Source organism: Mesorhizobium sp. ES1-3, from assembly GCF_020164795.1.
GTDB lineage: Bacteria > Pseudomonadota > Alphaproteobacteria > Rhizobiales > Rhizobiaceae > Mesorhizobium.
In genome coordinates, this window is sequence record NZ_JAIUGW010000028.1 from 32,898 (window position 1) to 48,282 (window position 15,385).

A 15,385-nucleotide genomic window follows, 5' to 3' on the forward strand; every position below is an offset into this window, starting at 1 on the left:
ATTCAGGAGCGTAATTCCATTCGCGGCGGTCGGGATATCGGCCCGATTGATACCTGCCTGCGAAGAAAGGAAACGATCCATGAAGAAGTCCCTCCTCTCGGCCATCGGGCTTGCAGTTGCCCTCGTTTTCACGGCGCCGGTCATCGGTGCGACGAGCGCGGATGCGGCCATGATGGCAAAGCATCATCATCGCCACCACCATCATCGCTACCATCACCGCTACCACCATCGCCATCATCGCCATCACATGAAGAAGGTTGTGAAGAAGGCATACTGAGCGTACCAGACTGCCAACGAGAAGACCGCCTTGGCTCATTGTTCAGGGCTGGTCTTCTCTTGGTCGTACAATGCCAAGCCGACATGAATGGGACCTATCGATTTTCGCCGAATGACAGCGCGTGCGGGATTTCTGGCGCCAATTGCCGATACCGCGACGACAGGAGAAATCTTTCACGCGACGCCAATCGCGATACGGCAAGGATATTTCCGAGCGGCATGCTGCACCGGATCAGGCTTCGCCAACAGGCCAGGTATCCCCAATGACGGCCAAGGCCTATCTTTCCCGGACAGACCGCGTTGTCCTGTCGGTCGCGCGATTGTGGCTGACGCTGCGCCACCCTGTCCTCGTCGTACGATTTGTCATGAAACTGGGCTATCTGCCCAATACCGCCGTACCCAGCCGCTACCATGAGCTGTTGCTCTGGCGAAAAATCCTCGATCGCAACCCGCTGTTCGTGACGCTGACCGACAAGCTCGCGGCCAAGGTCCATATCCGGGACGCCTGTCCCGAGATCGCAATGCCAAAGACGCTTTGGTCCGGGCGCGACGCCACGGACATCCCACCGGGCCTGCTCGTTGGAGACGTCATGGTCAAGGCAAACCATGGCTGCGCAATGAACATATTCGTCTCCGACGGAGAACCAGATCGCACTGCCATCGTGCGCAAGGCGAGCCGCTGGCTCAAAAAGCGTTACGGCCGGCGCAATGGCGAATGGGCCTATTGGCCTGTCGTACCGACTGTTTTCGTGGAGGAGCGGCTGGCGCTCAGCGGCGGGACGATCGCCACTGACATCAAGGTCCATGTCTGCAGCGGGGTGATATGCCATGTCTGGGTGGAGGATAAGCACGCCAAGCGTTCGCTGCTGTTCGACCGGGAAGCCAATCCGTTGCCCGGCCGCGATCCGGACTATCCCGGCGAGGATCAGGTCTTGCCTGTCAACGCGCGGCTCATCGCCCATGTCCGCCAGGCGATCTCGATCGCGCCCGCCATAGCCGGCGACCTCGATTATGTCAGGATCGATTTCCTGGTCACCGACGAGCGTCTCCATGCCGGCGAGATCACCGTCTACTCGGCCGCCGGATATGGCACATGGACAAACCCGACGATCGCCGCGGAAATCGAGCGGCTGTGGCGGCTCGATCAATCCGCCTTCCTGCGCCGGCCGCACGCCGGTGTCGTGCGCCTCTATGCCGACGCGCTTCGCGCCAGATGCCGACGCGGCACGACAAATCGCTGATATGAATGGGAATGGCGGCCGGCCTGGAAAAGCGAGCCGCCATTTCTCTCTAGATTTGTCCTGGAGTAGCAATCAGCGCCGGCCGAGCAGCAGGCTGGCGACCAGGCCGAGCACGACAAGGCCGACCGCGGCGGCCGCGGCCGGATGGTCGCGTGCCGATTTCTCGATCACCCTGCCCTGTTTGCGGATTGCCGGCATGGCATCGCGCAGGCGCCCCGCAAGATCCGAATACGTATCAAGAGCGGCATCACGGCCGTCTTCATAATAAGCGCCACCCCGCTTTGACACTGCCTTGCGCAACGCCGCGAGTTCCCTCGAGAGAGCCGCGACCTGCTTTTCCAGGTCGATGTCCGAAAGGGTCGAATATGATACCATCATCCGTTTCCTTGCTTCGCAGAAGGAAACGTAACGCCTCACCCGACCGCCGGTTCCGGTTTTCGGGACGTCGAAGCCACTCGCGGTCAGCGCACCTGGTCAAGCAGGCGCTTGCATTCCAGGAGGTCGAACAACGCCTCCTGCAGCAGCGCGCGATTGTCACGCGAGAGTTTCGACGCATCCGGCGCAACCGGACCTTCCTCGTCGCTCTTGCCCAGGCCGAAAAAGCGGCGGCTGGGCTTGACCCTTGGCTGGCCAACCAGTTCGTCATCTCCCCCGCGCGGCTGGGCTGCCGGCGTCAGTGGCACCTGATCGGCCTGCTTGCGCTGCGAAATCGCCTCGACGGCGGCCATGTCGCCATTGCCGATGGCGACCAGGAAATGATTGCCGTTTTCGCGCAGCAGCTTCTGCACGCCCTTGATGGTGTAGCCCTGGTCATAGAGCATATGGCGGATGCCCTTGATCAGTTCGACATCCTGCGGCCGGTAGTAGCGACGGCCACCGCCGCGCTTCATCGGCTTGATCTGATTGAAGCGCGTCTCCCAGAAACGCAGCACATGCTGTGGCAGGTCGAGGTCTTCCGCGACCTCACTGATGGTGCGGAAGGCGTCAGGGCTCTTGTCCATGGGCGAAATCCTCACGCTGGAGCGTGGCCCGGAACGGTCTTCAGACGAGATCACGCTCAACGAAGAGAAGAGCTTGTTCCGCCATCGCGGAATCGATCATACGCCAGAACACCAATCCGGCCATACCGCCGAATCGGGCCTTATTTCAGCGGTTTGTGAAGCAATATTCAAGCCCGCCGTCATCGCGGCACCGGTTTTCAACCGTGCAATGAGGACTATTTGCCGCCCTTGGCCTTGCTGTTCTGGTGAGAACGCAAGATTCGGCTCTTCAACACGTTGGACGATTTGAAGGTCATCACCCGACGCGGCAGGATCGGCACTTCCTCGCCGGTCTTGGGATTGCGCCCGATCCGCTCATTCTTGGAACGGACATGAAACGTCGCGAAGGACGACAGCTTCACCGTCTCGCCGCGCACGATCGCTTCACAGATCTCGTCAAGTACCGCCTCGACGAGTTCGGCGGATTCAGTGCGCGACAGACCGACCTTCCGGTAGACGGCCTCGGCCAGGTCGGCGCGCGTAAGTGTTTTTCCCCCCATGCGACCGTCCCATCAGTTCAAACATAAAATCGGCACAACAACAGCAGAGCCTAAGTAATTGATCCGGCAAGGTCAAGGACCGAAACCGGACCGTTCTCCACTTACCAGCGAACCAGAACGGCGCCCCAGGTGAAGCCGCCGCCCATCGCCTCCAGGAGCACCAGGTCACCCTTCTTGATGCGGCCGTCGGCGACGGCCACCGACAGCGCCAGCGGTACGGAGGCAGCCGAGGTGTTACCGTGCAAATCGACGGTCACCACCACCTTTTGCTCTGCTATCCCAAGCTTTTTTGCTGAAGCGTCAATAATCCGTTTATTGGCCTGGTGTGGCACGAACCAGTCAAGATCGTCGGCGGTAATGCCAGCGGCCGAGAAGGTCGTCTCGATGACATCGGTGATCATGCCGACCGCGTGCTTGAAGACCTCACGGCCTTCCATGCGCAGATGGCCGACCGTTCCCGTCGTCGACGGCCCGCCATCGACGAAAAGCTTCTCCCTGTGCGCGCCGTCGGAACGCAGGCTGGCCGCCAGGACGCCTCGGTCGGCGATCGTGCCGGCCCCCTCGCCCGCTTCCAGAACGACCGCGCCGGCGCCGTCGCCAAACAGCACGCAGGTCGAGCGATCGCTCCAGTCGAGGATGCGCGAAAAGGTCTCCGAGCCGATCACCAGCACCCGCTTTGCCAGGCCGCCGCGGATATAGAGGTCGGCTGTCGTCACCGCATAGACGAAGCCTGAGCATACCGCCTGCAAGTCGAAGGCAAAACCGTGCTGCATGCCGAGCCGGTTCTGGATCTCGACAGCGGTAGCGGGGAACGTGTTGTTGGGCGTCGAGGTCGCCAGCACGATCAGATCGATATCGTCCGGGGTCAATCCGGCATCGGCAAGCGCGGCGCGCGCCGCGGCCTCGCCTAGGGAGGCCGTCGTCTCGTCATCGGCCGCGATATGGCGCTGGCGGATTCCGGTGCGCTGGGCGATCCACTCGTCGGAGGTCTCGACCATGCCTTCAAAATCGGCATTCTTCATGATGCGGCGGGGCAGCGCGGCGCCCGTGCCGCGCACAACTGATCTGATCAAAATTCTTTCCTATTCCTTTGCGTCGGTAACGACGTCGGATTTCCTAGCTGTCAGGGCATGCGGGTTGCGCGCATGAAACAGATCGAGGTCGGCCTCGATGCGGTCGAGCAGATTGTTGCGCACCATATCGTAGCCGAGTTCGATCGCCGCGGCGAAACCGTCCGAATCGGCGCCGCCGTGGCTTTTGACGACGATGCCGTTCAGCCCCAGGAACACGCCGCCGTTGGAGCGGCCGACATCCATCTTTTCGCGCAGGCGGTCGAAGGCGCCCTTGGCGAAGACATAGCCGATCTTGGCCATCAGCGTGCGGCTCATCGCGGCGCGCAGATAGCCAGCTATCTGGCGCGCGGTGCCTTCCGCCGTCTTCAGCGCGATGTTGCCGGCGAAGCCTTCCGTCACCACGACGTCGACCGTGCCCTTGCCGATGTCGTCGCCTTCGACAAAGCCATGGTAGTTCATCGAGGCCATGTTGGCCTCGCGCAACATGCGTCCCGCTTCCTTGACCTCTTCCTGGCCCTTGATCTCTTCCACGCCGACATTGAGCAGGCCGACCGTGGGCCGGGCGACGCCGAATACGGAACGCGCCATGCCGGTGCCGAGAATGGCAAAATCGATGAGCTGGTGCGCGTCGGCGCCAATGGTGGCGCCCACGTCCAGTACCACACTCTCGCCACGCAATGTCGGCCACAATGCCGCAATCGCCGGACGTTCGATCGTGGCCATGGTGCGCAGGCAGAATTTCGACATCGCCATCAGCGCGCCGGTGTTGCCTGCGGAGATGCATGCATCCGCGGCGCCCGACTTGACCGCCTCGACCGCCTTCCACATCGACGACTTCCACCGGCCATGGCGCAGCGCCTGGCTCGGTTTGTCGTCCATCCTGACCGCGATCTCGCAGTGGAAGAACTCGCTGACCTCGGCCAATTTGGGAAACTTGGCCAGTTCCGGGCGCACCAGTTCCTCACGTCCGTAGACGACGAAGCGGATGTCGGGACGGCGGGTCGCGACCGTCATGAGCGCTGGAATGACCACGGTTGGTCCGTGATCGCCGCCCATAGCATCGATGGAAATCCTGATCACGCGGTATTCATCTCACGGTTAGGCGGCAAGTCGTTTTAGCGATCGCAAAGGTTCGGCGAAAATAGCGGTTTTAGGCTGTCGCACAACCGACTTTTCCGTCGCGGGCGAGGTTTTCAGGATTTTCCCAGCAAGGATCGCAGTTTTTGCTGAAATTCATTCTCGGCCGATCCGGTGTCGTCACCGGCACCAAGCGACGCGCCTGGCTTGCGTGGATAGGGGTCGATCGCCAATCCGAAGAACTGTTCGGCAAGCGCCCCGACATCGATGATGTCGCCCGAAAATGTCTCGGGACTGTCGGGCCCGTCCGCGTCGAGCAGGATCTCGCCGCCGCCTTCGAATCCCTGCCGCCCGAGCTTGGAATCCTCGGGCAAGAGCAGTGCCTCGACCGGCTCATCGATATGCGCCTGGACGGGGTCGAGCGTGACGATGCAGGCCTGGGTTATGTCCGCCTCGACACGGCCGCTGACCTTGACGCCATTGCGCTTCCACGACGCTACGAGCAGTTCGGCGCGATAGGCTTCGACCGACAGCAGCCCGTGCGCCTCGGCGAGTGCCGCGCGCTGGGCAGCGTCAGCGTCGATCACCACGGGCAGCCCCTTCTGCGGCAGCCGGGCGACATTGGCGAAAAAGGATACCGGACTTTGCATATCGGCGTGTTTCATCGATCAGCCTCCGTTGGCTTCTGGAAATGCCACAGTGCCGGCAGCGATCGATTCGGTCGGCTGCGCGCTCAGTTGCCGGCTGGCGCTGGCGACATACCCGGCCAAACGCGATGCTTCCGGCCAGGCGTCGGCGTCGGGACGGACGTTACGGGCAAGTGCCGCGGTCAGACCGTCATGATCGTTTCGTTCCAGCGCATCATCATAGGCGGCGGTGCGGCCATAGAACATCTTCGCCAGTTTCTTCATGCGTTTTGGCACGCCGACATCGCCAATGCCCAGTTCCCGCAACGAATGATCGACGTCGAGGAAGAACTCGTCGATCAGCACCTGCGCGATCTCCTGTGCTACACCGTCCTCGCCGCGCATGCGGTGCTGGACCAGGAACATGTGCAGCGAAAGCATCTCGAAACGGCCAAGTGGCGTGTCCGGCACATTCCAGTGGGAATAAAAAACAGTCTGCCGCGCCGCCGCCACGATTTGTGCGTAAAGCGCCTCGGTGATGGCGCGGTTGGCGTGGCGTTCGCGGCCAAAAAGGCGCTGGAACATGGGGATGGTCTCCGGGGACCGTTTGTTGAATTGGCCTTGTTGCATCGGCAAGCAAGCTGGTTTACCGGTTTTGCGGCCCAGCGCAAGTTGCGGCGATGGAATGGAGAATTGTTGTTGCGCGCGCTGAATTTCAAGTCGACTTTCATTTCGAGGCCTGCCGGTGCGATCTCTTTGCTGGCTATCGTGGCGGCGCTGTCTGCCTGCCACACCAATAAGATGATCGGCGACCTCAATCCGAGCGAGACGTTCACGCAAGGCTATGTCCTCGATCAGCAGGCGATCGATTCGGTGCCGGTCGGTTCCAGCCGCGAGCAGGTGCTTCTGGCGCTCGGCACGCCGTCGACCACGGCGACTTTCGACAACGAGGCGTTTTACTATATCTCGCAGACGCGCAAGCGCTACGTCGCCTTCGACAAGCCGAGGCTGGTCGACCAGAAGGTGCTGGCGGTCTATTTCGGCCCGGACAGCCGCGTCACCCAGATCGCCAATTACGGCTTGAAGGACGGCAAGATTTTCGACTTCATTTCGCGCACCACACCGACCGGCGGCAAGGACCAGAACTTCCTCAGCCAGATCATCAACGGTGCCAGCAAGCTGGCGCCCGGCATTCCCGGCGGCGGCACCCCCTAATCCCCAGGATTCCTGCTTCCCTAGATCCTGCTTCCCCGACTTGGGGAACAGAAAGTCTCAGGCGACCGAAAACCCGCGAGGATCGCTCCTCGCGGGTTTTTGATTTTAAGTCCTGGTCTCAGCCGTGCGCGAGCACGGCCAGCAGCAGCAAGGCCACGATGTTGGTGATCTTGATCGCCGGGTTGACTGCCGGGCCGGCGGTGTCCTTGTAGGGATCGCCGACCGTATCGCCGGTCACCGAAGCCTTGTGCGCCTCGGAACCCTTCAGGTGCTTGGCGCCGTCCTTGTCGGTGAAACCGTCCTCGAACGACTTCTTGGCGTTGTCCCAGGCGCCACCGCCCGAGGTCATCGAAATCGCGACGAACAGGCCATTGACGATGACGCCGAGGAGCGAGGCGCCCAGCGCGGCAAAGGCGGACGCCTTCGACCCCGAGATCAGCAGCACGCCGAAATAGACGACGAGCGGCGCCAGCACCGGCAGCAGCGACGGGATGATCATCTCCCGGATTGCCGCCCTGGTCAGGAGGTCGACGGCACGCGCATAGTTCGGCTTCGAGGTGCCGGCCATGATGCCCGGATCCTCGCGGAACTGCTTACGCACTTCCTCGACGATGGCGCCCGCCGCGCGGCCGACGGCCGTCATGGCGATGCCGCCGAACAGGTAGGGTATGAGGCCGCCGAAGATCAGACCGGCGACGACGTAGGGGTTGGAGAGATCGAACGAGATTTCGCCCATGCCCTGGAAGTAGGGATACTTGTCGCCATTGGCGGCAAAGAACTTCAGGTCGTTCGAATAGGCCGCGAACAGCACCAGCGCGCCGAGGCCGGCCGAACCGATGGCGTAACCCTTGGTCACCGCCTTGGTGGTGTTGCCGACCGCGTCGAGCGCGTCGGTGGAGTGACGCACTTCCTTGGGCAGGCCCGCCATCTCGGCGATGCCGCCGGCATTGTCGGTTACCGGGCCGAAGGCATCGAGCGCCACGATCATGCCGGCGAGGCCGAGCATGGTGGTGACGGCGATCGCCGTGCCGAACAAGCCGCCGAGCTGGTAGGTGGCGATGATGCCGCCGACGATGACGATTGCCGGAAGCGCCGTCGATTCCAGCGAGACCGCGAGGCCCTGGATGACGTTGGTGCCGTGGCCGGTTACCGACGCCTGGGCGATCGAGTTGACGGGGCGCTTGTTGGTGCCGGTGTAGTATTCGGTGATGACGACGATGAGACCGGTCACCACAAGGCCGATAAGGCCGCAGATGAACAGGTTCTTGCCGGTGATGGTGATGCCGGCGACGGTGCCGACCTCGCCCCAGCCTAGCGTGGCCGAAGTGGCGACGCCGAGGCCAACGACCGACAGCAGGCCGGTCACGATCAGGCCCTTGTAGAGCGCGCCCATGATCGAGCCGTTGGAGCCGAGCTTGACGAAGAAGGTGCCGACGATCGAGGTCAGGATGCAAGCGCCGCAGATGGCGAGCGGATACAGCATCGCCGCCCCGAGGACAGCGGTGCCGCCGAAGAAGATGGCGGCGAGTACCATGGTGGCGACGACCGTCACCGCATAGGTTTCGAACAGGTCGGCGGCCATGCCGGCGCAGTCGCCGACATTGTCGCCGACATTGTCGGCGATGGTGGCCGGGTTGCGTGGATCATCCTCCGGAATACCGGCTTCGACCTTGCCGACCAGATCGCCGCCGACATCGGCCCCCTTGGTGAAAATGCCGCCGCCGAGGCGGGCGAAGATCGAGATCAGCGAAGCACCGAAGCCGAGCGAGACCAGCGAGTCGATGACGATGCGGTCGTTAGGCTGGAGACCGAGGAAATGAGTGAGGATGAGGTAGTAGATCGAAACGCCAAGCAGGGCCAGGCCGGCAACCAGCATGCCAGTGATGGCGCCCGACTTGAAGGCGATGTCGAGGCCGGCGGCGAGGCTGTTGGAAGCCGCTTGTGCGGTGCGCACATTGGCTCGCACCGAAACATGCATGCCGATGAAGCCGGCTGCGCCCGACAGAACGGCACCGATCAGGAAGCCGACGGCGGCGGTGATCGACAGCAGCCACCAGGCGAGCAGGAGCACGACCACGCCGACGATGGCGATGGTGCTGTACTGGCGCGCCAGATAGGCCTGCGCGCCTTCGCGAATGGCGGCGGAGATTTCCTGCATGCGTGCGTTGCCCTGGTCGGCCGCAAGGACCGAACGTGTCGCCCATATGGCGTAAAGGACAGAAAGCAAGCCGCAGGCGATGACGGCGGAAATTATGGTCATTGCCGGGTTTTCCTCGATTGTTGGCCCAAAAGAACCCCTCCCTGGGCCGTTGAGACAAAGACGGAATCCCGTGCATGGAATCCCCCTCTTCGCATCGGTGTATGCGAAACAGGGCTGCGAACGTCAAGATATTGTTCGGTTTTTGCCCGGCTTTCGCCGCATTGCTTCGTGCAAACCGATTAAATTCGGATCACAACCCGTGCCCGACATAGAACGGCTTGCCGCCGCCCTGAAAGCGCTGGCGCTCGGTACCCAGCCACAACGCCACCTCATCGTCCGTCGGCGCGGTCAAATCAGGCGGAGTGCCCCTGAACACCACCGTCTTGTCAAACTTCGACGCCTTGAACAGCTTGGGAGTGGAGTGTTCGCCGTGCATGCCGATGTAGCGGGCGTGACAGGCGAAGGTGGTAACCCGCACCGCGCCACGTTCGGCGCACGCTATCCAGCGGGCGGCATCTTGACTGGTGATCTCATTCTTCCAGCCGCGTCCGGAATAGAAAGCCTTGATCGCTTCGTGATCGCGCCTGGAATAGTCGCAATCGCCGACCAGTTCGAGATATTGCTTGCGAAAAGGCCGCTCGGCCAGCCAGGCGGATCGGGTGAGCGCGGCGCCCCAGTTCTCGTGCATCGGGATGAGGTCGTGTGCTCGGTGCCGCTGGCTGCGCCGGCCGGCCCAGAGATCGCCATAGGCCGCGACATAGGCGATGCGCTGGTCTTGCTCGGCGAGATCGAGGAGTTGCCCGACAACGCCGAGATAGTTGGGCGAAAGCAGCAGATCATCCTCGAGAAACAGCGCCTTCTCTGCCCGCGAATCCTCGAACAGGTAACGCTCGGCGCGCTCATAATTCAGCGCGATGCCGAGGTTTTCCGGCGCCTCGACTACCTCCCCCCACGGGATGATCCGGCGAAAGGCGGCAACGCACTGCGCAATCAGTTCGGCATTGCCCTTCTGGCGGCCGCTCCAGCGGTTCCAGCCGCCATCCTGAAACAGCACCACCCTGTCCGGCTCGGCGATCTGCGGGCGAAGGCTGTAGAGCACCTGGCGCAGATAGCCCGGCCTGTCGAACGACAAGATCGCAATCGGGAAGCCGACTGGCCGCGCCGGCCTTGCTTCACCGGAGCGCCAAAGCCTGCGACCGAGGCCTGCTAGCCAATCCATCTTCCTGCCTCACCTGGTGCCGTTGAGCCTGTGCCTTGCGCTCACCTTGGTTGACCAAGCGTTGCGATTTTCAAGACAATGGCAAGGGCCTTGAGAAGGCGGCCCCCCTGGCGGCAATTCTCGACCACTTTGCCCTGCCAACGCGCGCTGACAGCTATTCCGCCTCACGCCCCATCCGGCGCGCCGCGTAGCGCTCGACCGCGGATAGTCCGTCATAGATCAGCACGGCAAGTGCCGCGACGATCAAACCGCCCTGCAAGATGAAGGCCAGATTGTTCGACAGCAGCCCAGCGATGATCACCTCGCCGAGCGTCCTGGCGGCCACCGTGGAGCCTATGGTGGCGGTGGCCAGGCTGATCACCACCGACAGCCTGATGCCGCCAAGGATGATCGGCGCGCTGAGCGGCAGTTCGACCTTGGTGAGCCTTTGCCAGCCGGTCATGCCCGCGCCGCGCGCCGCCTCGACGACATTGGCCGGCAGCGTCGTCAGTCCGGTGAGCGCGTTCTCGAAGATCGGCAGCAGGCCGTAGAGAAACAGCGCGATCAGCGTCGGCTTCTCGCCGAAGCCGACCGCCGGCACGGCGAGCGCCAGCACCGCCACCGGCGGAAAGGTCTGGCCGATATTGACCAGGCTGCGCGACAGCGGCAGGAATTCGGCGCCTGCGGGCCGGGTGACGAGGATGGCAAGCGCCACGGCGACGATGGTGGCCGCGACGGTCGCGATCAACACGGTGCGCAGATGCAGCAGCGTCAGCGTCAGCAGGCTGCCTTGGTTGTAGATCGCGGGAGCGTTGTTTTCGGTCAGCGGCTTCAGCAACGGCTCGAACCAACCCGGGCTGGTGATGAAGGCAGCAAGCAACACCACCAGCGCAAGCCTGAGCAGCAGAGGCAGCCAGGCTTTCATGCCGGCCTCGCCGCCCGCTTGACCAGGCCATCCACGGTGACGCGGCCGATCGGCTTGCCGTCGGCGCCCTTCACCGGCAGCGCCGGCCTGCCGGACCAGAGAAGTTCCGCAAGCGCGTCACGCTGGCTGGCGTCGCCGGGGATCGCTTCGCCTTCGGCTCCGCCCTGCTCCACCGCGTCACGCACCCGACCGAGCGACAACAGCCTGAATGGCCTTTCGCTGGCGCCGACCAACGTCTCGACAAAGGCGTTGGCCGGCTTCGCCAGGACCTCCGCCGGCCTCGCATATTGCACGAGTTTGCCGGCATCCATCACCGCGATCCTGTCGCCCATGTGCACGGCCTCCTCCATGTCATGGGTGACGAGGATGATGGTGGTGCCGAAGCGCTTCTGGATCGCCAGCAAATCCTCCTGCGCCTTGGTGCGGATGATCGGGTCGAGCGCGCCGAACGGCTCATCCATCAAAAGCACGTTGGGTTCGGCGGCAAGCGCACGGGCCACGCCGACGCGCTGCTGCTGGCCGCCGGAGAGTTCGTGCGGGTAGCGCGGCCCGAATTCCAGGGGATCGAGCTGGTAGAGCGTCATCAGTTCATCGACGCGGGCCTTGATGCGAGCCTTGTCCCAGCCAAGCAGCACCGGCACGGTGGCGATGTTCTGCGCCACGGTGCGATGCGGAAACAGGCCGTGGCCCTGGATGGCGTAGCCGATGCTGCGGCGCAGTTCGTAACCGGGCACTGATCGATTGTCGGCGCCGTCGAGCTTGATGGTGCCTGATGTCGGTTCGACCAGCCGGTTGATCATGCGCAGCAGCGTCGTCTTGCCGGAGCCCGAGGTGCCGACAATAACGGAGATGGTCCGTGGCTCGATGATCATCGAAACGTTGTCGACGACCGTCGTCGCGTCATAGCGCTTGGTGATGCCTTCGATCTCGATCATGCCGTTTCAACCCTGCGCTTGGTGGCGGTCATTTCGATCACCGCGTCGAGAATGATGGCGGCGGCGAAAGCCAGCGCCACGGTCGGCACGGCGCCGAGCAGCACCAGGTCCATCGCCGTCTGGCCGACGCCCTGGAACACGAACACGCCAAAACCGCCACCGCCGATCAGCGCGGCGATGGTCGCAAGGCCGATGTTCTGCACCAGGACGATGCGGATGCCGGTGAGGATCACCGGAAAGGCCAGCGGAAACTCGACACCGAACAGGCGCTCGCGGTCGGTCATGCCCATGCCTCGCGCCGCATCGTTGGCGGCACGCGGCACGCCGGCAAGGCCGACCACGGTGTTGGCCACCACCGGCAGCAGCGAATAGAGAAACAGCGCGACGAAGGCGGGCGCCGTGCCGATGCCCCTGATGCCGAGCGCGGCGGCTCCCGGCACGTGGGTTGCGACCCAGCCGAGCGGCGCGATCAGCAGGCCGAACAACGCGATCGAAGGAATGGTCTGGATGATGTTCAAGACGTTGAGGACGCCGGCCCGCAGGCTCTCGACGCGGTGGCACAGGATGCCGAGCGGCAAGCCGACGATCACGGCGGCAAGCAGCGAGCCGAGCGCCAGGGTCACGTGTTTGGAGCCTTCGGCCCAAAAACTGTCGGCGCGGTTGAAATACTCCTTGAGGATCGAGAGGCTGTCCCAGCGTCCCGAAATCAGCAGCAAGCCGATGGCCAGCGCCGCAACGACAAGCACGCCGACGCGCGCCCAAGGCGACAGGTTGAGCCGGGTCAATACGTCGGCGAGCAAAAGCGTGAAGGCGAAGATGAGAATCCAGAAGCCGGAGGCTGGCGAGACCCGGGCAAAGCTATTGCCGGCCGGAGTGAGGAACGTGCCGGCGACACCGATGAGCAGCGCAAGCGCGACAAGCGCGATCGCGCTGGCTGCAAGGCGCAAGATGAGCGGCGTCTTGAACAGCGCGACGAGCACTGCAACGACAATGATGGCAAGCAGGAACGGTCCTATCATTGCCGGCAGCGCTTCGAGGATCGAACGCGCCTGGCCGGGGACGATGCGGTTGGCCCGCAACGTGGCGAACGGCGCCGCGAAAGCCGCATAGGCAGCAATCACGGCGATGACTACGCCGAGCTTGTCGAAACGCAGGGTCATAAGGCGCGTTTGCGCGAGGCGCCCCCCTCTGTCCTGCCGGACATCTCCCCCTCAAGGGGGGAGATCGGATGTCGTGACGGCCTTCGCCAATCTTCGGCGCTGTAAAAAGAAGCGAGGCGCACAAACTGCCAATCTCCCCCCTTGAGGGGGAGATGGCCGGCAGGCCAGAGGGGGGCGCCTCGCACCGGTGTCACGAGTTCAGGCTGACTATTTCAAAAACCCGTTCTTCTTCAAGAAGTCCTCGGCGACGCTCTTGACCGGCTCGCCGCCGACCTGCACGCGTCCGTTCAGTTCCTGCAGCGTGACGAGGTCGAGCTTGGCGAAGACCGGCTTCAGCAGCGTCTCGATCTCCGGGTGCTCCTTCAGCACGGATTCGCGGATGATCGGCGCCGGCTGGTAGACCGGCTGCACGCCCTTGTCGTCGGTCAACACGACGAGGCCCGATGGCGCGATGCCGCCATCGGTGCCGTAGACCATGGCGGCGTTGGCGCCGCTGGTCTGGTTGGCGGCCGCGGCGATGGTCGCTGCCGTATCGCCACCCGAAAGGGTGATCAGCTGGTCCGGCTTCAGCGTGAAGCCATAAGTGGTCTGGAAGGCCGGCAGGGCTGCGGCCGAATTGACGAACTCGGCCGAGGCCGCCAGCACAATCTTGCCGCCGCCGGCGACATATTTGCCGAAATCGGACAGCGTGGCGAGCTTGTTGGTTTCGGCGACTTCCTTGCGCAGGGCGATCGCCCAGGTGTTGTTGGCCGGCGCCGGCGACAGCCAGACGATCTTGTTGGCGTCGTAGTCGAGCTTCTTGGCCGTCTCATAGGCCTTGGCCGCATCCTTCCAAACGGGGTCATCGGCCTTCTCGAAGAAGAAGCCCGCATTACCGGTGTATTCGGGATAGATGTCGATCTCGCCGGCGATGATCGCCTTGCGCACTACCGGCGTGCCGCCGAGTTGGATGCGGTCCGTGGTCTTGATGTTGTTGGCGTTGAGGACGAGCTGGATGATGTTGCCGAGCACGCCACCCTCGGTGTCGATCTTCGAGGAAACGACGACCTGAGCACTCGCGGAAACGGCTGACAGGCTCAGCGCGACAGCGGCGCCGACCAGATGCTTGATTGAAAACATTGTGAAATCCCTTGCTGTGAACCGGAATGCGGTGGGCGCATATGAGCATGGCTTCAACGGCCAGTCGGGGCATACGGTTTCATAAGAAAGGCGATCAGCGCAATATTTTTGTTCCAGACGCGCCGATTTCGGCGCGGCGGCAACAGCGGGCTGGCGATCGGCCGCCTTCCGGCGGATAATGCCCCGAGGGTGCGGGCGGCAAACACGGAGAGCGTGTCATGGCCATACACAAGGTCGGTTATCTCATCGGCAGCCTTGCCCGGGAATCCATCAACCGCAAGCTCGCGAAGGCGCTCGTTCAACTTGCCCCTCCAGAACTCGAAATGACGGAAATCGGCTTCAAGGATCTGCCGCTCTACAGCTACGACTATGACGCCAATTTCCCACCAGCCGCCCAAGCTTTCAAAAAGGCGATCGCCTCCGTTCAGGCCGTGCTGTTCGTCACCCCGGAATATAACCGCTCGATCCCCGGCGGACTGAAGAACGCAATCGACTGGGCCAGTCGCCCCTACGGCAAGAATTCATTCGCGCGCAAACCGTCCGCCGTCATCGGAACATCGCCGGGGGCCATCGCGACCGCCGTCGCCCAACAAAGCCTGCGCAGCGTTCTGGGTTTCTGCAACTCGCCGCAGATGAATGCGCCCGAAGCCTATATCCAGTTTACACCGGGGCTGATCACGGATGAGGGCGAGGTGACAGTTGAATCCACCGAGGACTTCCTGCGCAACTATATGGCCGAGTTCCATATGTTCATAGCGCGGGTGCTTCAGGTCCTGCCGCCGGACGCATAATTTTCAAAT

The 15,385-nt window shown here is 62.9% G+C and carries 18 protein-coding genes; 4 read left to right on the forward strand and 14 right to left on the reverse strand.

The annotated features are described in order from the left end of the window. Positions 1-79 precede the first annotated feature (79 nt). Entirely contained in the window at positions 80-277 is a 198-nt protein-coding gene (locus LB536_RS26855; protein ID WP_224597902.1) for a hypothetical protein, read from the forward strand. A gap of 262 nt (positions 278-539) precedes the next feature. Next, positions 540-1,517 carry an ATP-grasp fold amidoligase family protein gene (locus tag LB536_RS26860; RefSeq protein ID WP_181178256.1) on the forward strand — a complete coding sequence of 326 codons (978 nt, stop codon included), beginning with the start codon at positions 540-542 and terminating at the stop codon, positions 1,515-1,517. Positions 1,518-1,589: 72 nt separating this feature from the next. On the opposite strand, the gene LB536_RS26865 is transcribed toward LB536_RS26860, so the two are convergent. The 7 genes from LB536_RS26865 to LB536_RS26895 form a co-directional block, all read right to left on the reverse strand. Beyond that, positions 1,590-1,892, reverse strand: a complete 303-nt coding sequence (locus LB536_RS26865; protein ID WP_224597906.1) for a hypothetical protein — start codon at positions 1,890-1,892, stop codon at positions 1,590-1,592. Between the two features lie 86 nt (positions 1,893-1,978). After that, complete coding sequence (locus LB536_RS26870) at positions 1,979-2,518, reverse strand: MerR family transcriptional regulator (RefSeq protein WP_127280880.1); 540 nt, start codon at positions 2,516-2,518, stop codon at positions 1,979-1,981. Between the two features lie 215 nt (positions 2,519-2,733). Then, on the reverse strand, positions 2,734-3,057 hold the full coding sequence (locus LB536_RS26875) for an integration host factor subunit alpha (RefSeq protein WP_006201891.1): 324 nt from the start codon (positions 3,055-3,057) through the stop codon (positions 2,734-2,736). Between the two features lie 101 nt (positions 3,058-3,158). Beyond that, a complete protein-coding gene (locus LB536_RS26880; protein ID WP_140755360.1) occupies positions 3,159-4,130 on the reverse strand; it encodes a beta-ketoacyl-ACP synthase III in 972 nt (323 codons plus the stop codon). A gap of 9 nt (positions 4,131-4,139) precedes the next feature. Continuing rightward, positions 4,140-5,210 (reverse strand): phosphate acyltransferase PlsX, encoded by a 1,071-nt coding sequence (gene plsX, locus LB536_RS26885; RefSeq protein WP_140755362.1) that lies wholly within the window; start codon positions 5,208-5,210, stop codon positions 4,140-4,142. A gap of 113 nt (positions 5,211-5,323) precedes the next feature. Further along, complete coding sequence (locus tag LB536_RS26890; protein ID WP_224597910.1) at positions 5,324-5,872, reverse strand: YceD family protein; 549 nt, start codon at positions 5,870-5,872, stop codon at positions 5,324-5,326. 3 nt (positions 5,873-5,875) lie between these two features. After that, positions 5,876-6,418: a ubiquinol-cytochrome C chaperone family protein gene (locus LB536_RS26895; RefSeq protein ID WP_224597911.1), complete on the reverse strand. Its 543-nt coding sequence runs from the start codon at positions 6,416-6,418 to the stop codon at positions 5,876-5,878. Positions 6,419-6,532: 114 nt separating this feature from the next. Here LB536_RS26895 and LB536_RS26900 point away from each other — a divergent pair, with 114 nt between their 5' ends. Then, entirely contained in the window at positions 6,533-7,048 is a 516-nt protein-coding gene (locus LB536_RS26900; RefSeq protein ID WP_140755368.1) for an outer membrane protein assembly factor BamE, read from the forward strand. A 118-nt stretch (positions 7,049-7,166) separates the two neighbouring features. Here LB536_RS26900 and LB536_RS26905 read toward each other — a convergent pair whose 3' ends face one another. The 7 genes from LB536_RS26905 to LB536_RS26935 all read right to left on the reverse strand — a co-directional run bounded on the left by LB536_RS26905 (position 7,167) and on the right by LB536_RS26935 (position 14,887). Next, on the reverse strand, positions 7,167-9,308 hold the full coding sequence (locus LB536_RS26905; RefSeq protein WP_140755370.1) for a sodium-translocating pyrophosphatase: 2,142 nt from the start codon (positions 9,306-9,308) through the stop codon (positions 7,167-7,169). A gap of 190 nt (positions 9,309-9,498) precedes the next feature. After that, the gene (locus tag LB536_RS26910) at positions 9,499-10,467 is read right to left on the reverse strand and encodes a hypothetical protein (RefSeq protein WP_224597913.1); all 969 of its coding nucleotides are present in this window, start codon (positions 10,465-10,467) and stop codon (positions 9,499-9,501) included. A 154-nt stretch (positions 10,468-10,621) separates the two neighbouring features. Beyond that, on the reverse strand, positions 10,622-11,371 hold the full coding sequence (locus tag LB536_RS26915) for an ABC transporter permease (protein WP_224597915.1): 750 nt from the start codon (positions 11,369-11,371) through the stop codon (positions 10,622-10,624). After that, positions 11,368-12,306 (reverse strand): ABC transporter ATP-binding protein, encoded by a 939-nt coding sequence (locus LB536_RS26920; RefSeq protein WP_224597917.1) that lies wholly within the window; start codon positions 12,304-12,306, stop codon positions 11,368-11,370. Before LB536_RS26920 ends, LB536_RS26915 begins: the two co-directional genes overlap by 4 nt. Next, on the reverse strand, positions 12,303-13,466 hold the full coding sequence (locus LB536_RS26925; protein WP_140809160.1) for an ABC transporter permease: 1,164 nt from the start codon (positions 13,464-13,466) through the stop codon (positions 12,303-12,305). Before LB536_RS26925 ends, LB536_RS26920 begins: the two co-directional genes overlap by 4 nt. 207 nt (positions 13,467-13,673) lie before the next feature. After that, positions 13,674-14,585 carry an ABC transporter substrate-binding protein gene (locus LB536_RS26930; protein ID WP_224597919.1) on the reverse strand — a complete coding sequence of 304 codons (912 nt, stop codon included), beginning with the start codon at positions 14,583-14,585 and terminating at the stop codon, positions 13,674-13,676. 53 nt (positions 14,586-14,638) lie between these two features. Continuing rightward, positions 14,639-14,887 (reverse strand): hypothetical protein, encoded by a 249-nt coding sequence (locus LB536_RS26935; RefSeq protein ID WP_224598007.1) that lies wholly within the window; start codon positions 14,885-14,887, stop codon positions 14,639-14,641. Between LB536_RS26935 and LB536_RS26940 the strand changes: the two genes are divergently transcribed. Continuing rightward, a complete protein-coding gene (locus LB536_RS26940; RefSeq protein WP_140755382.1) occupies positions 14,804-15,376 on the forward strand; it encodes an NADPH-dependent FMN reductase in 573 nt (190 codons plus the stop codon). The genes LB536_RS26935 and LB536_RS26940 overlap by 84 nt on opposite strands. Positions 15,377-15,385 lie beyond the last annotated feature (9 nt).